This window comes from Pseudomonas sp. GW822-FHT03F04, from assembly GCF_058801405.1.
In genome coordinates, this window is record NZ_JBXANF010000005.1 from 186,604 (window position 1) to 211,818 (window position 25,215).

22 protein-coding genes are annotated in these 25,215 nt (G+C 58.6%); 10 read left to right on the top strand and 12 right to left on the bottom strand.

Features of this window, described 5'->3' with window-relative positions:
- The first annotated feature begins 145 nt into the window (after positions 1 to 145).
- Together AC1RMX_RS13340 and AC1RMX_RS13345 are read left to right on the top strand one after the other, a co-directional pair.
- A complete protein-coding gene (locus tag AC1RMX_RS13340) occupies positions 146 to 1,801 on the top strand; it encodes an MFS transporter (protein WP_493072226.1) in 1,656 nt (551 codons plus the stop codon).
- A complete protein-coding gene (locus AC1RMX_RS13345) occupies positions 1,798 to 2,940 on the top strand; it encodes an HlyD family secretion protein (RefSeq protein WP_493072228.1) in 1,143 nt (380 codons plus the stop codon). Before AC1RMX_RS13340 ends, AC1RMX_RS13345 begins: the two co-directional genes overlap by 4 nt.
- Before the next feature lie 2 nt (positions 2,941 to 2,942).
- Here AC1RMX_RS13345 and copD read toward each other — a convergent pair whose 3' ends face one another.
- Complete coding sequence (gene copD, locus AC1RMX_RS13350) at positions 2,943 to 3,800, bottom strand: copper homeostasis membrane protein CopD (RefSeq protein WP_096822547.1); 858 nt, start codon at positions 3,798 to 3,800, stop codon at positions 2,943 to 2,945.
- Positions 3,801 to 3,803: 3 nt separating this feature from the next.
- Positions 3,804 to 4,166, bottom strand: coding sequence for a copper homeostasis periplasmic binding protein CopC (gene copC, locus AC1RMX_RS13355; protein ID WP_096822546.1), 363 nt, complete (start codon positions 4,164 to 4,166; stop codon positions 3,804 to 3,806).
- A 194-nt stretch (positions 4,167 to 4,360) separates the two neighbouring features.
- Between copC and AC1RMX_RS13360 the strand changes: the two genes are divergently transcribed.
- Complete coding sequence (locus AC1RMX_RS13360) at positions 4,361 to 4,981, top strand: TetR/AcrR family transcriptional regulator (protein ID WP_007952885.1); 621 nt, start codon at positions 4,361 to 4,363, stop codon at positions 4,979 to 4,981.
- A 40-nt stretch (positions 4,982 to 5,021) separates the two neighbouring features.
- Here AC1RMX_RS13360 and preA read toward each other — a convergent pair whose 3' ends face one another.
- The 3 genes from preA to hydA all read right to left on the bottom strand — a co-directional run bounded on the left by preA (position 5,022) and on the right by hydA (position 9,186).
- Positions 5,022 to 6,296, bottom strand: a complete 1,275-nt coding sequence (gene preA / locus AC1RMX_RS13365) for an NAD-dependent dihydropyrimidine dehydrogenase subunit PreA (protein WP_096822545.1) — start codon at positions 6,294 to 6,296, stop codon at positions 5,022 to 5,024.
- The gene (locus AC1RMX_RS13370; protein WP_102621985.1) at positions 6,297 to 7,664 is read right to left on the bottom strand and encodes an NAD(P)-dependent oxidoreductase; all 1,368 of its coding nucleotides are present in this window, start codon (positions 7,662 to 7,664) and stop codon (positions 6,297 to 6,299) included.
- Positions 7,665 to 7,746: 82 nt separating this feature from the next.
- On the bottom strand, positions 7,747 to 9,186 hold the full coding sequence (gene hydA, locus AC1RMX_RS13375) for a dihydropyrimidinase (RefSeq protein ID WP_493072231.1): 1,440 nt from the start codon (positions 9,184 to 9,186) through the stop codon (positions 7,747 to 7,749).
- 621 nt (positions 9,187 to 9,807) lie between these two features.
- Here hydA and AC1RMX_RS13380 point away from each other — a divergent pair.
- From AC1RMX_RS13380 to AC1RMX_RS13390, 3 genes are all read left to right on the top strand, one after another.
- Positions 9,808 to 11,292 carry an NCS1 family nucleobase:cation symporter-1 gene (locus AC1RMX_RS13380; protein WP_096822542.1) on the top strand — a complete coding sequence of 495 codons (1,485 nt, stop codon included), beginning with the start codon at positions 9,808 to 9,810 and terminating at the stop codon, positions 11,290 to 11,292.
- 30 nt (positions 11,293 to 11,322) lie between these two features.
- Entirely contained in the window at positions 11,323 to 12,606 is a 1,284-nt protein-coding gene (locus tag AC1RMX_RS13385; protein WP_493072233.1) for a Zn-dependent hydrolase, read from the top strand.
- 71 nt (positions 12,607 to 12,677) lie between these two features.
- Positions 12,678 to 13,598, top strand: coding sequence for a DHH family phosphoesterase (locus tag AC1RMX_RS13390; protein WP_493072470.1), 921 nt, complete (start codon positions 12,678 to 12,680; stop codon positions 13,596 to 13,598).
- Positions 13,599 to 13,603: 5 nt separating this feature from the next.
- On the opposite strand, the gene AC1RMX_RS13395 is transcribed toward AC1RMX_RS13390, so the two are convergent.
- Positions 13,604 to 13,813: a hypothetical protein gene (locus tag AC1RMX_RS13395; protein WP_096822539.1), complete on the bottom strand. Its 210-nt coding sequence runs from the start codon at positions 13,811 to 13,813 to the stop codon at positions 13,604 to 13,606.
- A gap of 420 nt (positions 13,814 to 14,233) precedes the next feature.
- Between AC1RMX_RS13395 and AC1RMX_RS13400 the strand changes: the two genes are divergently transcribed.
- Together AC1RMX_RS13400 and AC1RMX_RS13405 are read left to right on the top strand one after the other, a co-directional pair.
- Positions 14,234 to 15,724, top strand: coding sequence for a helix-turn-helix transcriptional regulator (locus AC1RMX_RS13400; protein ID WP_493072235.1), 1,491 nt, complete (start codon positions 14,234 to 14,236; stop codon positions 15,722 to 15,724).
- A gap of 132 nt (positions 15,725 to 15,856) precedes the next feature.
- Complete coding sequence (locus AC1RMX_RS13405; RefSeq protein WP_096822537.1) at positions 15,857 to 16,087, top strand: DUF1652 domain-containing protein; 231 nt, start codon at positions 15,857 to 15,859, stop codon at positions 16,085 to 16,087.
- Positions 16,088 to 16,309: 222 nt separating this feature from the next.
- On the opposite strand, the gene AC1RMX_RS13410 is transcribed toward AC1RMX_RS13405, so the two are convergent.
- Both AC1RMX_RS13410 and AC1RMX_RS13415 read right to left on the bottom strand, forming a co-directional pair.
- Positions 16,310 to 17,344 (bottom strand): hypothetical protein, encoded by a 1,035-nt coding sequence (locus AC1RMX_RS13410; protein ID WP_493072237.1) that lies wholly within the window; start codon positions 17,342 to 17,344, stop codon positions 16,310 to 16,312.
- A complete protein-coding gene (locus tag AC1RMX_RS13415) occupies positions 17,341 to 18,921 on the bottom strand; it encodes an AAA family ATPase (RefSeq protein ID WP_493072239.1) in 1,581 nt (526 codons plus the stop codon). Before AC1RMX_RS13415 ends, AC1RMX_RS13410 begins: the two co-directional genes overlap by 4 nt.
- A 560-nt stretch (positions 18,922 to 19,481) precedes the next feature.
- Between AC1RMX_RS13415 and AC1RMX_RS13420 the strand changes: the two genes are divergently transcribed.
- Positions 19,482 to 20,135 carry a trimeric intracellular cation channel family protein gene (locus AC1RMX_RS13420; protein WP_493072241.1) on the top strand — a complete coding sequence of 218 codons (654 nt, stop codon included), beginning with the start codon at positions 19,482 to 19,484 and terminating at the stop codon, positions 20,133 to 20,135.
- Between the two features lie 45 nt (positions 20,136 to 20,180).
- Here the strand turns inward: AC1RMX_RS13420 and AC1RMX_RS13425 are convergent, their stop codons facing one another.
- Entirely contained in the window at positions 20,181 to 20,948 is a 768-nt protein-coding gene (locus tag AC1RMX_RS13425; RefSeq protein WP_085687598.1) for an SDR family oxidoreductase, read from the bottom strand.
- A 38-nt stretch (positions 20,949 to 20,986) separates the two neighbouring features.
- Positions 20,987 to 22,054 (bottom strand): phosphotransferase family protein, encoded by a 1,068-nt coding sequence (locus AC1RMX_RS13430; RefSeq protein ID WP_096820222.1) that lies wholly within the window; start codon positions 22,052 to 22,054, stop codon positions 20,987 to 20,989.
- Between the two features lie 190 nt (positions 22,055 to 22,244).
- Between AC1RMX_RS13430 and AC1RMX_RS13435 the strand changes: the two genes are divergently transcribed.
- Positions 22,245 to 22,640: a DUF4280 domain-containing protein gene (locus tag AC1RMX_RS13435; protein ID WP_085732036.1), complete on the top strand. Its 396-nt coding sequence runs from the start codon at positions 22,245 to 22,247 to the stop codon at positions 22,638 to 22,640.
- A 1-nt stretch (position 22,641) separates the two neighbouring features.
- Here AC1RMX_RS13435 and AC1RMX_RS13440 read toward each other — a convergent pair whose 3' ends face one another.
- Positions 22,642 to 23,184 carry a toxin-antitoxin system YwqK family antitoxin gene (locus AC1RMX_RS13440; protein ID WP_096820221.1) on the bottom strand — a complete coding sequence of 181 codons (543 nt, stop codon included), beginning with the start codon at positions 23,182 to 23,184 and terminating at the stop codon, positions 22,642 to 22,644.
- Between the two features lie 12 nt (positions 23,185 to 23,196).
- Entirely contained in the window at positions 23,197 to 25,206 is a 2,010-nt protein-coding gene (tssI, locus tag AC1RMX_RS13445; RefSeq protein WP_493072244.1) for a type VI secretion system tip protein TssI/VgrG, read from the bottom strand.
- Positions 25,207 to 25,215: the final 9 nt, after the last annotated feature.

Consider the following 25,215-nt stretch of genomic DNA (forward strand, 5'->3'; position numbering starts at 1 on the left):
GGCACCTTGCAGGTTGAGAAGTGCTGCAGGTTGGCATTCGCTACGCTTGGGAAAAATCCGCTGCGGGCGAGATGACCTTTAAACAAAATTTACGAATCCCGGCGACCCCGGCACACTGATGCCATCTTCGGCACAAGGCCTTTCAATGAATCAATACGCCCCGCGCGACTGGCAGCCCCACGAGAAGCCCAGTCTGCCCGGTTCCCCCTCGACGCCGCTGCACTCCAACCCCAGGCGCCTGGCCTATGCGCTGGTGGGGTTGCTGGTGGCGCTGACCGGTGGCTTGGGCAATTCGCTGGTGGTCGCCAACCTGCCTTACCTGCAAGGCGCGATCGGCGCGACCACGGCCGAAATGGCCTGGTTGCCGGCGGCGTATGTAATGACCAACGTGTCGATGAACCTGCTGCTGGTGAAGTTTCGCCAGCAGTTCGGTTTGCGGGCGTTCACCGAGGTGTTCCTGGTTTTGTATGCGCTGGTGACCTTCGGCCATTTGTTCGTCAATGACCTGAGCTCGGCGATTGCGGTGCGTGCCGCTCACGGCATGGTCGGCGCGGCGTTGAGCTCGCTGGGCCTGTATTACATGGTGCAGGCGTTCCCGGCCAAATGGCGGATGAAGGCGCTGGTGCTGGGGCTTGGCACTTCGCAACTGGCGTTGCCGCTGGCCCGGTTGTTTTCCGAAGACCTGCTGCAAATCGCCGAATGGCGCGGCCTGTACCTGTTCGAATTGGGCATGGCGCTGCTGTCGCTCGGCTGCGTGTTGATGCTCAAGCTGCCGCCGGGTGACCGCTTCAAGACCTTCGAACCCCTCGACTTTCTCACCTTCGCCATCCTCGCCAGTGGCGTTGCACTGTTGTGCGCGGTGTTGTCTTTGGGCCGGATCGACTGGTGGCTCGAGGCGCAATGGATCGGCATCGCCCTGGCCGCATCGATTGCCCTCATCCTCGCGGGGCTGGCCATAGAACACAACCGCAGCAACCCGATGCTGATGACCCGCTGGCTCGGCAGCGGAGTGATGATCCGCCTGGCGCTGGCGGTGATCCTGATTCGCATGGTGACCTCGGAGCAATCCACCGGCGCCGTGGGTTTCATGCAGAACCTGAACATGAGCAGCCAGCAGTTGCACAGCCTCTACGTGGTGATGCTGATCGGCAGCGTCGCCGGGCTGCTGACCAGTGCGCTGACCATCGACCCGAAGCACCTGCTGATGCCGCTGATCGTGTCGCTGGCGTTGATGGCCACCGGTTCGATCATCGACAGCTCTTCGAACAACCTGACCCGTCCCGAAAACCTCTATTTCAGCCAGTTCCTGCTGGCGTTCGGCAGCACATTCTTCCTCGGTCCTACCATGGTCCTCGGCACGCGCAACGTGCTGACCAATCCGCGCAACCTCGTGAGCTTTTCGGTGTTGTTCGGGATCTGCAACAACTTAGGCGGCCTGATCGGCGCAGCGTTGCTGGGGACATTCCAGATCGTGCGCGAGAAATTTCATTCCAGCCATATCGTCGAGCAACTGGTGCTGTCCGATCCGTTGGTGGCCGTCCGGGTACAGAGCGGCGGTTCGGCGGTCGGCTCCCTGATTGCGGACCCGAGCCTGCGCAACCTGCAAGGCATTCGCAGCCTGGCCAACGCCGCTACCCGCGAAGCCAACGTGTTGGCCTATAACGATGTGTTCATGCTGATTGCGGTGATCGCGATCCTGACCATGATCTGGATTTCCCTCCGTGCGCTGTGGCTGATCAGCACCACCAAAGCCGTCGCCCCGACACCTTCCGTACCTTCCAGCGGTGCCACTTCTTCATGACCGAACCGACCACCACGACCACCAATGCCATCGCCGCCACTCCCGAGGGAGAGGCGCCGCCGTCATCACCGAACACTGAACCGCGCTCGTTGCGGGTGCGGATCATCTCGTCGCTGGGCTTTGCCGCGATTGCCATCGTCGGTGTGCTGATCGTGCTTTACGCCTGGCAGTTGCCGCCGTTCAGCAGCGCGGTCGAGACCACTGAAAACGCCTTGGTGCGGGGGCAGGTGACGATCATCGGTCCGCAGCTCAGTGGTTATGTGTTTGAAGTACCGGTGCAGGACTTTCAGTTTGTGAAGGAGGGCGATTTGCTGGTGCGTCTCGATGACCGCATTTATCAGCAGCGTCTCGATCAGTCGCTGGCGCAACTGGCGGTACAGAAAGCTTCGCTGGCCAACGTCGTCCAGCAGCGCAACAGCGCCGAAGCGACGATCAAGTTGCGGCAGGCGGTGGTGGCTGATAGCGAGGCGCAGCTGCGCAAAAGCGAGGCTGACTTGCGACGCAACACGGCGTTGGTCAATGACGGCTCCGTCTCCAAGCGCGAGATGGACGTGGCGCTGGCCGCCAACGCGCAGGGCATTGCGTCGGTGGCGCAGGCCAAGGCCAACCTGGAGATCGCCCGGCAGGACCTGCAAACGGTGATCGTCAATCGCGGCTCGCTGGAAGCAGCGGTGGCCAGCGCCGAGGCGGCGGTGCAACTGGCGCGGATCGATCTGTCCAACACCCGGATCATCGCCCCGCGCGACGGCCAGCTCGGGCAGATCGGCGTGCGCCTCGGTGCTTACGTCAATTCTGGGGCGCAATTGATGGCGCTGGTGCCGGATCAGAAATGGGTGATCGCCAACATGAAGGAAACCCAGATGGACAACGTGCGGGTCGGGCAACCGGTGACCTTCACCGTGGATGGCCTGAACCACCGCAAGTTCACGGGTCATGTGCAGCACATCTCGCCGGGCACCGGTTCCGAATTTGCCTTATTGCAGGCCGACAACGCCACCGGTAACTTCGTGAAAATCGCTCAGCGGGTGCCGGTGCGTATCACCATCGATCCGGGGCAGCAGGAGAGCGAACGGCTGCGACCGGGGATGTCGGTGGTGGTCAGCATTGATACAGCGGCGGGTGATACCCAGAAGCACTGACTTCAGGCGGCGATCATCGGGGGCAGGGTGCCGAGCACGGACACGGCCGCCACGGCGCCGATCCCCAGCAACCATTCGAGCATCACGCTGCGCTTGAGGGTGTCGATCCGTTGTTCGCAATCACTGATGCGCAAGCGGTTGAACAGCGCCAGTGCGAGCATGCCGAACACCAGCAATGCCTTGATCAACAGAATCAGGGCAAATCCCGAGAACAACGGCGTCGGCCACCATTGGCCGGTGAGGACGCGCACGTTGATCAATCCGGTCATCAACAGACCGGCGACTAGCACGTAACCGAGCCCACTGAACCGTTGCAGGACCTCACGAACCGTTTCGCCGGACTGGCGCAGGATCATCACCAGCATCAGCAGACCACCGAGCCAGGCGCCGACGCACGTCAGGTGAACCACCTGATTGAGGATCAGCATCTGGCCGCTGAAGCCGTCGAGCATGGCCCCGTGACCGACCGGGGCGAGGGTCATCAGCAGCAACGCGCTCAGGCCCAGTCGCAATGGTTGGCTCGATCGCCACGGGGTAAACAGCAACGCCAGCAACAGTGCATTGATCAGCAGATGCCAGCGCCACACCTGACCGAAAAACGTATGGCCCAGCACCAGCTCGACGGTGTCCGGATCGAACGCCGCAGCGGCCGAACCGGCCATGCTCGCGGTGATCAGCAACGCCCAGGCAACGCCGCTGACCAGCGCAATCGCCGCCAGCCAACGGGCCAGCCGCGCCAGGTGTCGATCCAGCGCCGGCGCTTCACCCTTGAGCAGCAGCGGCCGGAACAGCCAGGCCCCGAACAGCATCAACACCACGATGAAATGCAGGAACCGGCACAACACCAGCGCTTCACTCATGAATTACTGGCCAACCTTGAACTGATAGGCGCCTTCGCTCTTGTGCGTATCGACCGACACCGCATGCCATTCGACCTTGTATTCGCCAGCAGTCAATGGTGCTTCGGGGGTGACGATCAGGGTTTTCTTGTCGCCTTCGGTGGTCAGCGGCTTGACCTTCACCGGCGCGCCATCGTGGGTCACGATGACTTTGGTGAAGCTGGCTTCGACGCCTTCGGAAAACACCAGGCGCAGATCCGCAGGCGCAGCGACGGTGCTGTCGGCGGCCGGGGTCTGGCTTTTCAGATGCGCGTGGGCGAACGCCTGGGAAGTGACGACCAGCGAGGCGAGCAGCGCGCCGGCGGTGAACAGGTTTTTCAGCTTCATGGGCAATCCCTTTTCAGTGAGTGACGGCGGACAGTATAGGGTGTGCCGTACACGTTGCCTTGAGGTGAGACAAGGAGGCGGGTGGCGATCCTAAACCAGAAAACTGCCCGGGTGTGTGAAGAATCGTTCTCGGCTGTCGCCCCTTACACAGAGCGGATGCTAGTCTTCAACAACGTTGTCTTCAGGGAGCCCTCATGGGCAATCACAAGATCGAAATCCGCCGCACCAATGTCGACAAGATCCTGCTGGCGGCGGAAAAGGTATTCGCCGAAAAAGGCTTCGGTGGCACCGCCATGGCCGACATCGCCGCCGAAGTGCAATTGCCGCGTTCCAACCTGCATTACTACTTTTCGACCAAGAGCGAGCTGTACAGCGCGGTGCTGTTCGACCTGCTGGAAGTGTGGAAGCAGGACGCCCTGTGCTTCGAGATGTTCGATGATCCGCGAGTGGTGCTCAGCAGCTACATCCGCGCCAAGATGAACCACTCGCGCAGCCGGCCTTACGGCTCGAAAGTCTGGGCCAACGAAATCATCCACGGCGCGCCGACCCTGGGCGAGGCGCTGGATGTCAGCCTGTACGACTGGGCGAAGATGAAAGAGGCGAAGATTCGTCAGTGGGTGGAGGACAAGCGGATTCTGCCGGTGGAGCCGTCGAGCCTGCTCTATATGATCTGGGCGTCGACCCAGCACTATGCCGACTTCGATCATCAGGTGAACATTCTGAATGAGCATCAGCCGTTGTCGGACATGCAGTTCGAGCGGGCGGTGCAGACGGTGACGAGTGTGATTTTGCGGGGGATCGGGTTGGAGCCTTGATCGATCGTTCCCACGCATCGACGTGGGAACGATCTGTGACTCAGGCACTTACATGGTAGGGATTGCGCGGATCATGATTCCAGTCCAGAAACGGCTTGCCCGTCTCCATCGGCACCATCTCGATGCAATCCGCCACCGGGCAGGTGATCTGGCACAGATTGCACCCCACACACTCATCATCGATCACTTCATATGTGTGCGTGCCATCGGCCTGTTTCAGGCTGCTGATCGCCTGGTGTGACGTGTCTTCGCAGGCAATGTGGCACCGCCCGCAACCGATGCACGCTTCCTGATCGATCTTCGCGATGACCTGATAGTTGATGTCCAGGTACTTCCAGTCGGTCGTATTGCCCACCGCACGTCCGGAGAACTCGGCGATGCTGGCGTAGCCTTGACTGTCCATCCACCGCGACAAGCCATCCTTCATCTCATCGACAATCCGGAACCCGTGGAGCATCGCCGCCGTGCACACCTGCACCGCACCGCTGCCCAGTGCAATGAACTCCGCCGCATCGCGCCAACTGCCGATGCCACCGATGCCGCAGATCGGCAGGCCTTGAGTTTGCGGATCACGGGCGATTTCCGCGACCATGTTCAGCGCTATCGGTTTGACCGCCGAGCCGCAATAACCGCCGTGGGTGCTTTTGCTGCCGACGGTGGGCAGGGCGACCATGTGTTCGAGGTCGACGCTGGTGATCGAATTGATGGTGTTGATCAGCGATACCGCATCGGCGCCGCCCCGGTATGCGGCGCGGGCGGCGACGCGGATGTCGGTGATGTTCGGTGTGAGTTTGACGATCACCGGCAGCGAGCAATAGGTCTTGCACCAGCGCGTGACCTGCTCGACGTACTCCGGCACCTGACCGACTGCCGCGCCCATGCCGCGTTCGGGCATGCCGTGGGGGCAACCGAAGTTCAGCTCGATGCCGTCGGCGCCGGTGGCTTCCACCAGTGGCAGGATGTTTTTCCACGACTCTTCGACGCAGGGCACCATCAGTGACACGATCAACGCGCGATCCGGCCAGTCCTTTTTCACCTGGGTGATTTCCCGCAGGTTGATTTCCAGCGAGCGGTCGGTGATCAGTTCGATGTTGTTGATGCCCAGCACTTCGCGGTTGGCGCCGTAATGCGCCGAGTAACGCGAAGAGACGTTGACCGCCGCCGGGTCTTCACCCAGGGTTTTCCAGACCACGCCGCCCCAGCCGGCTTCGAAGGCGCGCACCACGTTGTAGGCCTTGTCGGTCGGTGGCGCGGAGGCCAGCCAGAACGGATTGGGGGCTTTGATACCGGCGAAGACAATCGAGAGATCGGCCATTTACGCAGCCTCCACGTTGAGCATCAATTGAGCGTTGATCGCCTCGGCGGCGCGCTTGCCGTGTTGCACCGCTTGCACGGTCAGGTCCTGATCGAGGCTGGTGCAGTCGCCGCCGGCGTACACGCCGGGGATGCTGGTACGCAGGTTTTCATCGACCTGGATGCGTTCGCCCTGACGCTTCAGCTCGCGGGCCAGCGGGTCGGCGAGGGCGCTGCCGTCGAAGGCCTGGCCGATGGCTTTGAAGATCGCATCGGCGGCCAGCTCGAAGGTCTCGCCCGTGGTTTGCAAGCGACCTTCCACCAGATGCGTGCGGGCGAAGCGCATGCCGCGCACCTTGCCCTGAGCATCGAGCAGCACTTCGTCCGGTTGCGCCCAGGTCAGCAGTCGTACCTGATTGGCCTTGGCGATGTCCTGTTCATGGCCGGTTGCGCCCATGTCCGCCGCGCCACGGCGATAGACCAGATTGACGTCGCGCGCACCGAGGCGGGCCATTTGCACGGCCATGTCGATGGCGGTGTTGCCGGCGCCGAGGACGATGCAGTGTTCAGCCAGCGGCAGTTGCGACAGGTCATCGGCCTGGCGCAGTTCGCGGATGTAGTCGGTGGCGGCCAGCAGGCCGGGGGCGTCTTCGTGGGCCAGGCCGAGTTGCTTGCTGGCGTTCAGGCCGAGGCCGAGGAACACCGCGTCGAACTGCTGATGCAGTTCGCTTAAGGTCAGGTTGTCGCCGAGTTTCTGCCCGTGGCGGATTTCGATGCCGCCGATTTGCAGGAGGAAATCCAGTTCCTTCTGCGCGTAGTCGTCGACCAGTTTGTATTTGGCGATTCCGTATTCGTTGAGCCCGCCAGCCTTCTCCCGCGCTTCGAAAATCACCACGTCATGCCCATGCATGGCGCTGCGATGCGCGCAGGACAAACCCGCCGGGCCGGCACCGACCACCGCAATGCGTTTACCGGTGGCGGCGGCGCGCTGGAACGGGTGCTCGGTGAAGTGCGCGTTGTCCACGGCGTAGCGTTGCAGCAGGCCGATCAGTACCGGCGCGCATTCGTGGGCGTTGTTGCGTACGCAGGCTTGCTGGCAGAGGATCTCGGTCGGACAGACCCGCGCGCAACTGCCGCCGAGGATGTTCGCCGAGAGGATTTTCTGCGCGGCGCCCGGCACGTTGTCCTGATGGATATTGCGGATGAACGACGGGATGTCGATTTCGCTCGGGCACGCATTCACGCACGGCGCGTCGTAGCAATACAGGCAGCGCGAAGCTTCCAGATGCGCCTGACGGTCGTTGAGCGGCGGTGCCAGATCAGTGAAATGGCCGGCGAGGGCGGCCGCACTTTCGTGCGGGTGCGGGAGATGATTCAGGGTCTCGATCACGGTTTTTTGCCTCACGGTTATTTGAGGTTTTCTGCCTCTGTCGGGCAGTGGTTTGATCGTTCAGCTTGAGAACGATCGGAGGTCAGCGTTTGACGGCCACAGGTCTGTGCAACTCAGCCCGCTTGCTCAACAAGTCAAACACCGCCGGATACGCCGGCCGTTCGATATACCGGCCTGCCCCGCGCTCGGCGCGCAGGTCGCCGTCGGCCCAGACCACCCGGCCCTGGCTGACGGTATGGCTCGGCACACCGGTCACGGTCTTGCCTTCGAAGATGTTGAAGTCCACCTGCTGATGGTGGGTCTTGGCGGAGATGGTGCGGGTGCCTTGCGGATCCCACAGCACCAGGTCGGCATCGGCGCCGACGCGGATTGCGCCCTTGCGTGGATAGAGATTGAAGATTTTCGCGGTGTTGGTGGAGGTGAGGGCGACGAAGTCCTGCATCGACAACCGTCCCGAGTTCACCCCTTCATCCCACAACACCGCCATGCGGTCTTCGATGCCGGCGGTGCCGTTGGGGATCTTGCTGAAGTCGTCGCGGCCGGCGGCTTTCTGCTCGGCGCAGAAGCAGCAATGATCGGTGGCGGTGGTGTGCAGATTGCCGCTCTGCAAGCCATGCCACAGCGCCTCCTGATGCCCGCGCGGGCGGAACGGCGGGCTCATCACGTAACCGGCGGCGGTCTGCCAGTCCGGGTGCTGGTAGACGCTGTCGTCCAGCAGCAGATGCCCGGCCAGCACTTCGCCGTAGACCGGTTGACCCTTGCTGCGGGCGTAGGTGATTTCGTCGAGGGCTTCCTGGGTCGAGACGTGTACCAGGTACAGCGGCGTGCCGATGGTTTCAGCGATGCGGATCGCCCGGCTCGCGGCTTCACCTTCGACCTGCGAGGGCCGCGACAGCGGGTGCGCTTCCGGCCCGGTGATGCCCTGGGCCATCAACTTGCGCTGCAGGTGATAGACCAGCTCGCCGTTTTCCGCGTGCACGGTCGGCACGGCGCCGAGTTCCAGGCAGCGCTCGAAACTCGCCACCAGCGTGTCGTCGGCGGCCATGATCGCGTTCTTGTAGGCCATGAAATGCTTGAAGCTGTTGATCCCGTGCTGGCTGACCAGTTCGGCCATTTCCTCGCGCACCTGCTCGCTCCACCAGGTGATCGCGACGTGGAAACCGTAGTCGGAGGCGGACTTCTCCGCCCAGCCACGCCACTGATGAAACGCTTCGAGCAGCGACTGCTGCGGATTGGGAATCACGAAATCGATGATCGAGGTGGTGCCACCGGCCAGGCCTGCGGCGGTGCCGCTGTAGAAGTCTTCGCTGGCCACGGTGCCCATGAACGGGAGTTGCATGTGAGTGTGTGGATCGATGCCGCCGGGCATCAGGTATTGGCCGCTGCCGTCGAGCACTTCGGCGCCGGCGGGAATATCCAGGTTTTCACCAATGGCTTTGATCACGCCGTCAGCGCAATAGACATCGGCGCGGTAACTTTCATCATGGGTAACAACGGTGGCGCCACGGATCAACAGAGACATTCCGAGTTCCTCGCAGGCATGACCGACTTGTGCCGGTTCTAGATGTTTTATTGTTTGCAGCGCCAATGCGTAATCTTGTCAGCGCTGTCAGGAATAGACGCTAGTCGCAGTTTTACAATTGAGCAAGAATATTTTTTATAAGCTTATATCTGTTTTAAGTGGCTGATAAATAACGATAAAAATACAAAATCACCAAAATGGTGAGGTGCTTCACCATTTTGACGCACTTGACAGGTTGGAAATATGAGCAAGATTTCCTATGTGAAATCAGCCGCTTGAAGTTGAGCTGCGGTTGATCGCCCACGACGAAAAAAAGTGCAGTGCACCAGATTGAGTCCTGACAGTTCGGACAACTTGCCTGGCATTTAGCCTGAGTGTTCAGTCAAGTTTTCACGGCCTCATAAGGTAAATAATTAAAACTGATAAACATCAGTAAGTTACAAGAAATAGAAAGCACGGCCCAAGCGCCAAGCGGTTCCCCCGGCACGTTTATTGATGCCGCCGCTGACACCATGGCCGGTGCAAGAAAGTTGTCAGTTCCTCCGGCCATCGTCCGGCTTGCACCCGCGTGTGCAGCCGCCTGATGAGCAAAAAAATAATCAGAAGAACAGTGGAGCGGCCATGCAACAGAACAGATCACAAGTGATCGAGCGCGACGGCTTGTTCGAGCTCGAAGCCGGCAGCGACGTCCTCGACAGTCCCCGTTACAACCACGACATGGCACCGACCAAGGTGCGCGAACGAACCTGGAATAAATGGCACATCACCGCGCTGTGGATCGGCATGTCGATCTGCGTGCCGACCTACACCCTCGGCGGGGTGCTCACCGCGTACTTTGGCCTGACCGTTGGCGAGGCCTTGCTGGCAATTCTGTTTGCCAACGTCATCGTCCTGATTCCTCTCACGCTCAACGCGTTTCCCGGCACCAAGTACGGGATTCCGTTTCCCGTGCTGCTGCGTTCGTCGTTCGGGATTCTCGGCTCCAACGTGCCGTGCCTGATCCGGGCGCTGGTGGCGTGCGGCTGGTTCGGCATCCAGACCATGTTCGGCGGGCTGGCGATTCACCTGTTTCTCGGCTCGGTGTTTGAGGGCTGGAAATCCCTCGGCGGGACGGGGGAGGTGATCGGTTTCATGATCTTCTGGGCGCTGAACCTGTGGGTGGTGATTCGGGGAGCCGAGTCGATCAAGTGGCTGGAAACCCTGTCGGCACCGCTGCTGGTGGCGGTCGGCATCGGGTTGCTGGTGTGGGCCATGCCCAATGTGTCGATGACTGAATTGCTGGCGATTCCACCGAAGCGTCCCGAAGGTGCGAGCGTGGTCAGTTACTTCGCCGCCGGGCTGACAGCGATGGTCGGCTTCTGGGCCACCCTGTCGCTGAACATTCCCGATTTCAGCCGATATGCCCGCAGCCAGAAGGATCAGATCCTCGGGCAGATTTTCGGCCTGCCGCTGACCATGTTCCTGTTCGCCGCACTGGGCGTGGTGATGACCGCCGCGTCGGTGAAACTGGTGGGCGTCAGCGTCTCCGATCCGGTGACCCTGATCGGCCATATCCAGAGCCCGGTGTGGGTCGCGGTGGCCATGGCGCTGATTATCATCGCCACGCTGTCGACCAACACCGCCGCCAACATCGTCTCGCCAACCAACGATTTCCAGAACATCGCGCCCAAGGTCATCAACCGCACCAAAGCGGTGATCCTCACTGGTTTCGTCGGTCTGGCGCTGATGGGCCATGAGCTGCTGAAAAAGCTCGGATGGATCGTCTCCGATGTCAGCCTGGAAACCGTGTATTCGAACTGGCTGCTGGGCTATTCCAGCCTGCTCGGGCCGATCGCCGGGATCATGGTGGTGGACTATTTCCTGATCAAGAAACAGCAACTGGACCTGGCCGGCCTGTACCGCGACGACGTGTACCCGGCGTGGAACTGGGCCGGGTTCATCGCGTTCGGCGTGCCGGTGGTGCTGACCCTGCTGTCGCTGGGCAGCAGCGCATTCAGCTGGTTTTACAGCTACGGCTGGTTCACCGGCTCGGCGCTGGGCGGATTGATCTATTACGGGTTGTGCGCGATGCGGACCAGCCCGGTGGTCGTCAAATCGCCGTTGTAATTCCCATAAGAACTGCCTGAGGAGATCCCCATGAACGCAGCCGTAGACGTTCTGCAATCGACCCATCAGCACATCAACCGCGATCGCTTGTGGGCGTCGCTCATGGAACTCGCCAAACTCGGCGCCACGGTCAAGGGCGGGGTCTGTCGCCTGGCCCTGACGGACCTCGACCGCCAGGCCCGCGACCTGTTCGTGCAGTGGTGCAAGGACGCCGGTTGCAGCGTCACGGTCGATGAAGTCGGCAACATCTTCGCCCGCCGCCCCGGCCGCAATCCGAACCTGCCCCCGGTGATGACCGGCAGCCACATCGACACTCAGCCCACCGGCGGCAAGTTTGACGGCTGCTTTGGCGTGCTGGCCGGGGTCGAAGTGTTGCGCACCCTCAATGACCTGGGCGTGGAAACCGAGGCGCCGCTGGAAGTGGTGGTCTGGACCAACGAAGAGGGCTCGCGCTTCGCCCCGTGCATGATGGGCTCCGGCGTGTTCGCGGAAAAATTCACCCTCGAAGAAACCCTGGCCAAGGTCGATGCCGACGGCGTGACCGTTGGTGAAGCGCTGAATGCCATCGGCTATGCCGGGCCACGCAAGGTCAGCGGGCACAAGGTCGGGGCCTACTTCGAAGCACATATCGAACAAGGACCAATCCTTGAAGACGAGCAGAAAACCATCGGCGTAGTACTCGGCGCGCTGGGGCAAAAGTGGTTCGACCTGAAACTGCGCGGCGTCGAAGCCCACGCCGGCCCGACCCCGATGCACCTGCGCAAGGATGCTCTGGTCGGCGCTTCGGTGATCGTCGGCGCGGTCAATCGCGCGGCCCTCGGCCATCAACCTCACGCCTGCGGCACGGTCGGTTGCCTGCAAGCCTATCCCGGCTCGCGCAACGTCATCCCCGGCGAGGTGCGCATGACCCTTGACTTCCGCCACCTGGAACCGGCACGTCTCGACTCGATGATCAGCGAGGTGAAACAAGTCATCGAAGCGACGTGCGAAGAACACGGCCTGAGCTATGAACTGACCCCGACCGCCGACTTCCCGCCGCTGTACTTCGAAAAAGGCTGCGTTGAAGCCGTGCGTGGCGCCGCCAAAGGTCTGGGCCTGTCGCACATGGACATCGTCAGCGGCGCCGGACACGACGCAATCTTCCTCGCCGAACTCGGCCCGGCCGGGATGATCTTCGTGCCGTGCGAAGGCGGCATCAGCCACAACGAAATCGAAAACGCCGCGCCGGAGGATCTGGCGGCCGGGTGCGCGGTGTTGCTGCGGGCGATGCTGGCGGCTTCGGCGGCGGTGGCGGGAGGACAGCGCGCCGCCTGACTTCAAACTGTCATCTGTACGTGCGACGTTGCCGCCCCTGAAAGGGAAGCCAGGGACGCGCAATGTCGCCCATCAAAGTCATCACCTCAGGCTCGGCGTATCTGGACATCGACGCCTACGCCTGTTGCATCGCCTACGCAGAGTTGCTCAACCTGCAAGGCATTCCTGCCCGCGCCGTCAGCAGCGCAAAACCCAATGCCAGTGTTTCGAACACCGTGCTCGGCTGGGGCGCGGTGCTGCACGATTACCGCCCGACCTCCAACGATGAGTTCATTCTGGTCGACGTCTCCGATTACCACCATTTCGACCCGATGGTCGCGCTCGATCGGGTGGTGGAAGTCATCGACCATCATCCGGGCTTCGAAGACCATTGGGCACAGACACTTGGATCGGCCGCCGACATCCGCCCGATCGGCGCGGCAGCGACTCAGGTTTTTCAGCGCTGGAAAGCCGCAGGCTTGGTGCCAAGGATCAGCGAACAAAGCGCCGCGCTGCTGGCCACGGCGATTCTGGACAACACGCTGAATTTCACCGGGCAAATGACCACAACCGCGGACATCGATGCCTACGCCGAACTCGCGCCACACGGGAAACTCACGGCGGACTGGCCCGGGCAATACTTCCTCGAGTGTCAGGCGGCCATCGAATCAGACATGTCGGCTGCATTGGCCGCCGATCTCAAACGCATGAAACCCGAAAGCCGGTTGCCTGAGGTTTTTGCGCAGATGACCGTATGGGATGCCGACGCGCTGATCGAGAAGTATCGCGGCGAGATTTGCCGCTGGATGGACGGGCAGGGTGATGACTGGTTGCTGAACGTCATCTGCATCAGCCAGTACAAGAGTTGTTTGCTGGCCGAACCCGTGGTCAGCCAGCAGAAGTTGAGTCGTTTGCTGCCGATGGAATGGCAGGCTGGATTGGCGGTTCTAAAGCCCTCGATCTTGCGCAAGGAGCTACTGAGCCTGGGGCTGAACGCAAACTCAGGCGGGTGAAGTGATTACCCGGGATTGTCGGTTTTACTCGCCGCGCCTTTTCGTCGTTCAACGCCATTCGGGTTGCCAACGTCCAGCAATCGTCTTTCCACCAGCACGTTCTCGAGCGCCTGGCGTTCGGCTGGCGCCATCTGGTGTTCGCGCTTTTTCAGCTCCAGCAGGATGGGGCTGGACCAGGTGCGATAGGTCTGTTCGATGAGGCGGTTGGATGTCATCAGTCTCTCCTTGATCAAGAGCCCGGTGTAGCAGGCAGGGGCTCAATCCGATGAGGTACTAACGTTAGTCGAGAAAGCCGAAAGTCGCGAACGCCGCCGGTGGGAGCTGACGAGACCAATCGTCGCACCGTCGCAGACGTCCGGGCCGAGCCATCCGTGTTTCGCGTCGGCTATGACGACCCGCAGCTGCGCAATGAATTGCTGATCCACGAGCCGATCCACGTGGTGATGCCGGCGGATCACCCGTTGGCCCGGCGCGACGTATCGGGCGGACGATGCCTCGCCGGTGCTCAAGCTGTTTCTGGATACGCTGCGCGAACTGGTCGATCACACATCGCGATAATCAGGGACAAAGTTGCCCGGCACGATCACAACGGCCTGCGGTCGTAAACTTCACATGCGTGCATTTGTGGAGAGCCAATGAGCCGGGACGTCCTGACCACCGAAACCAATCGCCGTCAGTTGCAGCAGATCATTGCCGGCCTGTCCGACGGGGTGATTCTGCTGGAACTCGACCAGACGATTCTCTGGGCCAACGAGGCGGCGCTGGCGATGCATGGCGTCAGTCGCATCGGCGAGTTGGGCAACAACGCCGGGGAATACGTCGAGCGTTTCAATCTGCGTTATCGCAACAACCATACGCTGACGCTGGAGCAGTACCCGATCAGCCGTGTGGCCGCCGGCGAGACCTTCAGCGACGTGCTGGTCGAAGTCACCCCGCGCATCGATGAGGAGCGCACCTGGGTGCACAGCGTGCGCAGCATGGTGTTGACCGACCGCGACGGCGAGACCGAGTCGTTGGTGCTGATCATGAGCGACGTCACCGATTGGGCCAACGCCGAGCAGCGCTTCGAAAAAACCTTCAATGCCAACCCGGCGCCGGCAGTGATCTGCCGCCTCAGCGATCTGCGTTACATCAAGGTCAATCCGGGGTTCCTGGAAATGACCGGCTACACCCGCGATCAGGTGATCGGCGCCTCGACCTATGAACTGGATATTCTCGAACAGGCCGAGCGCAAGGACCTGGCGATCCAGCGCCTGCGCGATGTCGCGACCATTCCGCAGATGCAGGCTGAATTGCGTCTGCCGGACGGTGGCAGCAAGCAGGTGATCGTGGCGGGGCAGCCGCTGGTGCTCAATGACGAGGACTGCATGCTGTTTTCGTTCGTCGACATGGAGCCTCGGCACAAGGCCGAAGTCGCCTTGCGCCAAAGTGAAGAGCGGTTCGCCAAGGCCTTTCGCCTGACCCCGGTGCCGATCCTGATTTGCAGTGCCGACGAGCAGCGGCTGATCGACGTCAATCAGGCCTTTCTCGATACCCTGGCTTACGAGAGCGACGACGTGCTCGGCAAGACCGTCGCGCAACTGGAATTCATCGATGAACCGGCGGAACGCGCCCGGTTGCTGGCGGCGCTGGAGAAGACCGGCCGGGTTGATCGCGTCGATATGCGGATCCGCAGGAAAGACGCCGAATTGCTGGAGTGCGCGGTGTCCGCCGACACCGTCAACATTCAAGACACGGTGTGCTATCTGCTGGTGCTGATGGACATCACCGAGCGCAAGCGCACCGAGCTTGAGCTGGTGGCGGCGATCGAGGAGGTGATGAAGGATGCTTCGTGGTTCAGCCGTACGCTGATCGAAAAACTGGCCAATGTGAAGAAGGTCAATTCGCCGCAACTGCCGAGTGTGTCGTTCACCGATCTCACCGCCCGCGAGCGCGATGTGCTGGGGCTGATCTGTGAGGGGTTGGCGGACAAGGAGATTGCCGCGCGGTTGAAGCTGGCGCCGAACACGGTGCGCAATCATGTGGCGACGGTGTATTCGAAGCTGGATGTGCACAGTCGCAGTGAGGCGATTGTCTGGGCTCGGGAGCGTGGGTTGTTTTCGGGGGGTGGTCGGGGGCAGTGGTAAGGTGCAAATGCACTAGTTCTCAAGGTGCAAATGGGGGTTTAGAGTGGGCGGCGTGCTACTTAGTCTGTTGGAGTGCAATACGAGTTTTTGCCCGTGTAGCGTCCCTTCGAAGTAGCTAAAGGAACGGTCCATATGATGAATCTGGCACAGTTGCGAGTGCAGCTTGAGCGCAGTTTTTTGCCACTCGCGTGTGAGTGTCTGGTGGATGGTGATCATTCATTGACGGTGAAGCTTTATCATCCGGTGTCGGGGCAGGTGGATCTGGTGATTAGTGGATTGCGGCTGAATTCGCTGCGTACGCCAGAGTCAATTGAGGCTTTAATTGAAGAGTTGAGATATGAGTTGGAGAGTAACTTGTTATAGTGCTCTTGCGCTTTTTTCTTTGTACAAGGGATCGGTAATATCTGAAGAATATACAACAGTGTTTAGTTGGGGGTGGAGGGTGTTGTGGTGGCAGTTTTTTTTGGGGGTATGTCGGTAATTTACTTGTCGGTATATGAGAAGTTGATTGATAATGCGTGAGTGGTGTGAAGTGCACTTCTGTTTGTTAGCTAGTGCACTTTTGTATCGAGTGCTGTTTTGATTTTATCTTATCGGTTTTTGTAGGCATACTCCCCAGGAAGCAACCATTCTTGATAAGTTTAGATATGCAGAGTCTCGTCCGTTATCTATTGCTTCGGATAGCTTATGTATTGTCATGGACTTCATAAGATCAATAGAATGATCTAAGAAATGATTGCCTAGTGAACCACAGATAAAGGTATCGAGGATCTGCTCAGTGTTGCTGGGGAGCAAGTCTTCCCAGTATTTTTCTCCCTGGGTTTTGTCGAGTTCGAGAGCCTCCTTGATGGAAATTCCTTTTTTGTGATCAAGAAATTTTCTGATGGCTGGGGAAATGTCTGAGAATTTTTGTAGCTCAGGATTATTTGTTTTTTCGAGAGCTTTTTTTGCGATAGCCCAAGGTACTAGATTCTCTGCTTCGGTACATTCCAAGATATGAAGCCAGTATCCTTGACCCCAACCGCACTTATATGAAGAAAATCGCGAGGCTGTATCCTTCGCTCCTTCTTTTGGATGTTTTTTATCACTATCCAATATGCACAGTATTAGATCTTTTTGATTTAGGTGATACTCAAATGACTCGATTGTTGGATTTCCTCCACCTGATACTTTCCTGAATTTTGTATTATATATGCCGAGTAGTTTTTCATTTCTTAGGTGGACTTTGCCACCTAGCTCATAAAACTCCACGTCTGAGAGGTTTTCTGCAACGAATATTGGTGGTTGAACCGATGCGCTGTCAGTGAAGTAAGAATAGCTAATGGTTATTTTGTTAGGCTCTGAATAGTCGAAGCTTTTTATTCCTGTAAAGTCTACTTCTATCGAGAAGTCGAAGCTGTTTATAGAGGCTTTTGCAAGTCTTGAGTTCTCTTTGAGTTCATGCAGTACTTGAAGTTGATATCCGTGTATTAGATTGGAGGAAATAAGGCTTTCGATTTTTTTTGCAGGCATCCATAACACATGCTTTCCTTCACCATAGGCTAGAAGAATATTGTTTATAGCCTTCAGTTTTTCTGGTGATTTTGTCAGGTCGCCTGTTTCATTAATAACTATGATCATGGCGACAAAAATCCAGCTGGCCAACTAACAAGATACCCTGAATCGTTAAATGTCGAGTGCGATGTTTTCGTAAAGCCGCTTTTATCTTTTTCGAATAAGGTGATGTTTACATCGTCTAGGCTTATTTGCTTTTCTTCTATGCATTCGCCAATGGCATCGATAATGTGCTTGCTGTGTGTTTCTAAAACAAAGCAAAAATTCTGTGAGTTCTGGAGGTTTGCTATTTTGGCAATGGCTCGTCCAAATTTGTATTGAAGTTCTGGGTGGAGATGGAGTTCGGGCTGTTCTATAGCTAATATAAGTTGAGGGGAATCACTTGGGCGGAAGGGTGCCTTTTTTACCTTTATATTGTTTTCAAGCCATATGGATACAATAATTGGTAGGAGTTGTGAATAGCCGAACCCCATATCGCTAACGTTATGGAAGTTAGAGGCACTACTTTCTTTGATTTCGATGGCGTAGTGTGATCCTGTATTTGTAAGTTGTAATTCGAAACCAAAATTTTCATGTATCCAGGTATTTAGCTGCGCGCGCTCTGTTTTTTTTAAAGAATTAATGACCATCGGAAGATTTGATCCCGTATGATCTACTTCTGCGACTTGGAGGTCTTGATAACGATAGAAGCGTTCAGCAGAAGCCCTGACTGGGCCGAGATATTTCACGCCTGAGTAAAAATTTGTGAGAGCGGAATCAATTGCTTTTAAGAATTTATGTAAGTTTGCGCCAAGGATATAACTAAAGCATTCGTCAACTACATTTTCTTTGTTTGATGTCAGGTCAGATAGTAGTTTTTTGTTACTATTGAATAATTTTTTAAGTTCGGTGTGTGTTTTGTTTTTTGGTTGTAGCTTGATGCTGGTTGCGGCGGATATTAGTTGTTCTCTTTTTTTGTTTTGTGCATTTTCTCCAAGGGCGTAGTCAGCAAGCATTTCTCTGAATACAAAGCGAATCCTTTCCGTTGGCCAAAAGCTAAAGAGGTTTTTTGATTTTTTTCGGTCGGAAAAATCAATAGGGATCAGGTTTCCTTTTTCAATTATCTCTATCTCCTCGAATCCCTTGAATAGGGTTTTTTCTCCGACTTTTAGTTCAATGCTTATTACTGTTTCTTCTTTATAAAGTATCTCTATGGTGGTTTCGGCTGTTTGGATGCTGATTCTGTTTATAGTGTCTAGGTGGGTGTCTCTACTAATGCCAAGTGTAAATTTTATTGGGAAATTATTCGATGCGGTCTTTTGAGTGGGATTGAATTTTTTAATGAGGTTAGAGGCCATTTGGTCTAGGGTATCAATTTCTTCCTGTATGGATACCTCTAGGTTGAAGTCGAAGAATATTTCTTTCGCCTTTAGATTGGTAGCGGTTTTGATGTCTCCGAAATCAACAAAGCTTCCATACCAAAGTATTGGGTTTTTAGTGTCTGCTTGAACTGATTGCCTTAATAGGGGAAATGTCCTTAGTAGCGAGCTTTTTCCGCAGCTATTTTTTCCGACTAAAATATTTATTTTCTTAAGTGGAATATGTTCATTATCTTCGCCGAAGCTTCTTAAATTTCTGACTCTGATTGATTTTAAGTGTTTCATATACGTCCTTATATAAAGCTCGTTTAGTCTGTCTCGGCTTTTGACTTCAAGGTTAATGGTGGTCGAGATGTCACATTGCCATGAGTATTCTAGTTTTTAAAAGGCGCTACTAGCAAATTTTTTCGTCTCACAAGATAGCGTTACTATTGAATAGCCTACGTATTCGGGCAAGACCTCTCATACATTCTTGCCTTCTATCTTAGGGGTATCAGCGTTATATGAGCCGAAAAATGGCTTAGCTATAGTCCGGAATTCCAATCCACTGGCGCAAGCGGGGCGGTCGGCTATAAAGAATGAGTGGTTAGGTCTTCCGTGGTCGATTCGGTCGCGGGAGTGGCTCTTCCATTTACCGCGGGTTGAAATATGAACAATCCTGGGAAACGCGTGTTGCCGTTAGCTTTTTTCACCGTTTTACTAGTGGGCTGTGCCAGTCCTCCACCCCCTCCGCCGGCCGCGCCGCCTCCGCCACCTGAACGCACCTGTCAGGTGATGGAAAATACCGAGGTCGCCGGTGACATGTATGCCGACGGGCAGGTAACCCGACACATCACCAAGACTCGTTGCGTCACTCAATAACGCACGCGCCGTCGAAGGCGCGGGTCGAGCGGATTGTGCTGGTGGCCGATCTGGTCGGCACGGCGGTGTTTGCGGTTGAAGGCGCGATTGCGGCGATGCGCAGTCAGCTCGATCTGCTCGGGGTGATGGTGATTGCCTTTATCGTCGCACTCGGCGGCGGGGTGACCCGTGATCTGTTGATCGGCGCTACACCACCCAAGGCTGTGGCTGACTGGCGTTATCCGGCGCTGGCGTTTGCCATGGGCGGGGTGGCGTTTGTTTTTCATGAACTGGTGCTGGGCTGGTCCGGTTCGACCTTGATCGTGCTGGACGCGGCGGGGTTGGCGCTGTTTGCCGTGGCCGGGGCGCAGAAAGCGTTGAATTTCGGGATCTCGCCGTTTGTGTCCATGCTGATGGGCACGATTACCGGCGTCGGTGGCGGGGTGCTGCGTGACATCGTGCTGGCGCGGGTGCCGGTGGTGTTGCAGGCGGATTTGTATGCCAGTTCGGCGTTTGTCGGCGCAGCGGTGTTGATCATCGGGCGCAGGCTGGGGGTTCCGCCAGTGGCTGCGGCGTTGCTGGCGGGGGCGGCGTGTTTGTTGTTGCGGTTGTTGTCGGTGCATTTTGGCTGGCAGTTGCCGAAGGTTCTGGAGGCATGAAAAAGGCAGCCCTTGGGCTGCCTTTTCGTTTGCGTCAGAAGCGGATCAGGACAGGAAACCGCCGTCCACGTTCAGCGACACGCCGGTGGTGTAGCTCGACGCATCGCTTGCCAGGTACAGCACGGCGCCGGCCATTTCGCTCGGGTCGGCTACGCGTTTTAGCGGGATCTGTGTCAGGGCCTGTTTCAGGATCGCGTCGTTCTTCACCAGGGCCGAGGCGAATTTGGTGTCGGTCAGGCCCGGCAGCAGGGCGTTGCAGCGGATGCCGAATTGCGCGCATTCCTTGGCGAAGACTTTGGTCATGTTGATCACGGCGGCTTTGGTCACCGAGTAGATGCCCTGGAAGATCCCCGGCGAAATGCCGTTGATCGACGCCACGTTGATGATGCTGCCGCCACCGTTTTCGCGCATCAGCTTGCCGGCTTCCACCGACATGAAGAAGTAGCCGCGGATGTTCACGTCGACGGTTTTCTGGAAGGCGCCGAGGTCGGTGTCCAGCACGTTGCAGAACTGCGGGTTGGTCGCGGCGTTGTTGACCAGAATGTCGAGGCGCCCGAACTGTTCCTTGATCCCGGCGAAGACCTGGCTGATCTGTTCCATTTCGCCGATGTGGCAGGCGACCGCTGTGGCCTTGCCGCCGGCGGCGATGATGGCGTCGGCCACGTGTTGGCAGCCTTCGAGTTTGCGGCTCGAAACGATCACATGGGCGCCTTGCTGGGCCAGCAGTTTGGCGATGGCTTCACCGATGCCACGGCTGGCGCCGGAGACGAAAGCGATCTTGCCGTCGAGGTCGAACAACTGAGTCTTGGACATGGGATTCCCTTGTAGTAAGCCTTGTTATAACGCCGTCATCAGAGGCTGGATTTGGCAATGACCTGCAGGCTCATGTGCTCCAGCAGTTTGTTCATGTGAATGAACTGCGCGAAGCGTTTGTCCTGGGTCTGGCCATGGAAGAAGCGGTAGTAGATCTGCTGCACGATGCCGGCCAGGCGAAACAGGCCGTAGGTGTAGTAGAAGTCGAAATTGTCGATCTGGATGCCCGAACGCTCGGCGTAGTAGTCGACGAATTCGCGGCGGGTCAGCATGCCCGGGGCGTGGCTCGGTTGGCGGCGCATCAGTTGCACCGGTGCCGGGTCGTCGGCCTGGATCCAGTAGGCGAGGGTGTTGCCCAGGTCCATCAGCGGATCGCCGAGGGTGGTCAGTTCCCAGTCGAGCACGCCGATGATCTGCATCGGGTTGTTCGGGTCGAGGATGACGTTGTCGAAGCGGTAGTCGTTGTGGACGATGCTGGAAGTCGGGTGATCGGCCGGCATCTTGTCGTTGAGCCAGGCTTTGACCTTTTCCCAGTGCGGTGCATCCGGGGTCAGGGCTTTTTCGTAGCGTTCGCTCCAGCCTTTGATCTGGCGGGCGACGTAGCCTTCAGGCTTGCCCAGATCGCCGAGGCCGCAGGCGTTGTAATCGACCCGGTGCAGCTCGACGAAACGATCGATGAAGCTCTTGCACAGGGCTTCGGTTTTCGCCGAATCCAGGCCCAGTTCCGGTGGCAGGTCCGAGCGCAGGATGATCCCCTTGACCCGTTCCATCACGTAGAACTCGGCGCCGATCACCGAATCGTCGGTGCAGTGCACGTAGGCTTTCGGGCAATACGGGAAGCCGTCGCGCAACTGGTTGAGGATGCGAAATTCGCGGCCCATGTCGTGGGCGGACTTGGCCTTGTGGCCGAACGGCGGACGGCGCAGGACGAATTCCTGATCCGGGTATTCCAGCAGGTAGGTCAGGTTCGACGCGCCGCCGGGAAACTGGCTGATCTGCGGCGTGCCGGTCAGGCCCGGAATGTGCGCCTTGAGGTACGGATCGATCAGGCTGGCATCGAGTTCTTCGCCAGAGCGGATACGGGTGGACTGGTCAGTAAGCGCCATGCTTATCCCTTCTGCTTATTTTGGAGGCCAGACATCATTGGCTAATCTAATGGCGCGCTCGGGCGGTCACAAGCGCGGTTCGGTCTTATAGGTTAGCGTGTTGCACGATAATCACCTTTGGGAATGTGCGCGGCGGGCCGCTGGCGACTAAGGTTTAGCGCGAATGCCTTGTTCAGAAAGGAGCTTTGAAATGGGCTGCCCGCAAGTCTGTGCCAGCGCCACCCTGCAATGCAGTTTCGGCGCCGCGCCGGCAGTGCTCAACGTGCTGCCGGTCAACCGCACGCTGACCGGCGGAATGCCGGCGGCGAACATCATGGATCACATTCCGCTGGTCAACGTCACCACGTTCGGCATGTGCATGAGCATGGCCAACCCGATGGTCGCCGCCGCCACTGCCGCAGCGCTGGGTGTGTTGACGCCGATGCCGTGCATTCCCGCCACCGCCTCGCCGTGGATCCCCGGCGGCGCGCCGACCTTGCTGCTGGGCGGGATGCCGGCGATCGATGCCAACAGCACGTTGATGTGCAACTGGGCGGGGGTGATCAAGATCGTGATGCCGGGGCAGATGCAGATGTTGATTCCCTGAGTCAGGCCTGCGCCGGATCCGTCCATTTGCGATACCACCAGCGCACCCGGGAAATCGGCTTGCCATCGGCATCCAGCGGCCGCCCGTCCTCGGCGAACCCTTGCTCCGGTTCCATCAACTGCCCATTCAGATAACGCGCATCCACCGCCGGTTTGCCGTTCGGGTGAAAGCGCTGATAGCGACCCTCACGCACGCCGTCGCGATAGAACTCGGCCTCCGCCACTTGTCCGTCGGGAAAGTAATTGAACGCCTCGCCATGCAATAACCCGCGCCGGTAGGTGGCCTTGCGCTGCAACCAGCCCTCGGGCGCGTAGAAACTGGCGATGCCCTGCAGTTTGTCGCGCACGAACGGCATCTGCGCCGACACCTTGCCGTTGGGGTGATAGAGCAGGGACGTGCCCTGCAATTCGCCCTGACTGTAATTCAGGTCTGCCTGTTGGCGACCGTCATCCTTGATGCTCAACGGACCATCGAGTTGCCCGTCCTGCAGACGCCCCTTGAGGTGTTTGTCATCCTGCTGCAAATCCAGCGGTATGATCGCCATGGTGACTCCGTGTCAGTTGACCTGCACCAGCCCGCCCTTGATGGTCAGCATGCCGCCGCCGTCCACGGTCTGCGAGGCCGCACCCTTGTTGGTCAGGCTGATGCCAGCATCATTGGTCAATGTTGTCCCGGCCTTGTTGTCCAGCGAGGTGCCGGCCTGGTTGGTCATGGCGGTGCCGGCCTTCTGGGTGATCGAAGTGCTGGCGGAGGTCGCCAGATCCGCGCCGCTCTTGATCGTGAAACTGCCGCCGCTTTGCAGCGTGAGGGTGCCGCTGACCTTGATTGTCAGGTTGCCGTCCACCGTCAGGCTGTAATCGCCCGTGACCTTGTCGGTGTAGTTGCCGCCGGTGCTGTGGGTCTGGTCGGCGCCGACCTTCACGGTGCGACTGTCCTTCACATCGAGGCTGTCGCTGCCGGTCTGGATGGTCACGCTGCGTTTGCCTTTCTCAAGCGTCACGGTTTCGTCGCCTTCCTTGACCGTGCGGGTGCGGGCGTTCTGCACCGTGAGGGTTTCGTCGTGGCCGACGGTGGCGGTGGTGTCGTTGAGCACGTTGATCTTCAGGTCTTTCTGCGCTTGCAGGAACACTTCTTCGGCATCCTTCTTGTCCTCGAAACGCAGCTCGTTGAAACCGCCGCCGCCCTTGGACGACTGGGTCTTGATCCCCGATTGAGTCTGGTTGGCGGGCAAGGCATAGGGCAGGGCGTTGTCGCCGTTGTAGACGCATCCGGTGACCAGCGGCCGATCCGGATCGCCGTCGATAAAGGTCACGATGACTTCCTGGCCGATGCGCGGCACAAACTGCATGCCGAACCCCTTGCCGCTCCACGGCAACACCACGCGCACCCAGCAGGAGCTGGTTTCATCGTTCTTGCCGTCGCGATCCCAGGGGAACTGCAACTTGATCCGGCCGTACTCGTCGGTCCAGATTTCTTCCCCGGACTTGCCGACCACGAGGGCGGACTGCGGATGCATGCGCGGTTTCGGTGTGGTGCGTTGCGGGCGAAAGGGCGTGGCTTTAGGGATTGCTTCGAAGCGGTTGCGATAGCTTTCGTGGCTGGCGTCGTGGGTGACATGCGTGACCACCCAATCGATATTCAGGCTCGGATCTTCGTGGCCGTCGAGGGTGAACCAGTGGCCCGGGATCAACCAACGACAATCGCTTTCGCCGACAAATCGCTTCTCTTCACTGCGCAAACCGTCGACCCGTTGCTTGGTCAGCGCATCACCCCGAGCCTTGGCGTTGTAACCACCGGGATGCTCGTAGATAGAGCGCGGCCCGGCCACGGCTTCGGCCTGGCCATAGAGCGAGGTGGTCGGCGTGGTGAACTCGTAATCCGTCGCTCGATACACGCCCGCGACAGCCTGCACGCACACCTGGCCGGAGCGGATGCCGTGCAGCTCACGTTCACCCATTTGCTGACCCAGATACTTGACCTTCGGACCGTTGGGGATCTGTACAAAGGCGTCATTGCTATCACCCAGCACCAGCGTGTGCTTGCCGTCTTCGTGGGTGAAAAACCAGAAGATGCCTTCCTCTTCCAGCAGTCGCGAGACGAAGGCGAAATCGGTTTCGCCGTACTGCACGCAGTATTCGCGTGGCGTGTAACTGCCGGTCAGCGACAGTTTGAAATCGCTGAAACCGTGAGCCTTGAAGATCGTGGTGACGATGTCCGAAGTGGCGAGGTTCTGGAATACCCGGTTGTTGCTGGCCAGGGTCAGCCACCAGAGCCACGGGCGCAATACGAGTTGATAGCGCTCGGCGGTGGCGTCGGCAGGGAGTTGGCGGATTTCGGCGACCAGTGCGTCGAAGGGACGGAGTTGGGCGTCGTTGTGCAGGGTGGTGGTGACGTGAGTGGCGACAGCGCTGGTCAGGGTGAGGGCGGTGCCGTCGTTGAGGCCGTTGAGGGTTTGCGAGCCGAGTGAGTTGAGCGATTCGTCACCGGCCAGCGAATCGGGGTAAAGCGCCGACAGCGAGGGGGCGGTGAGGGAGAGCGTGGTATTGCTGTCGGTGGAGCGGGGCATCAAATGGCC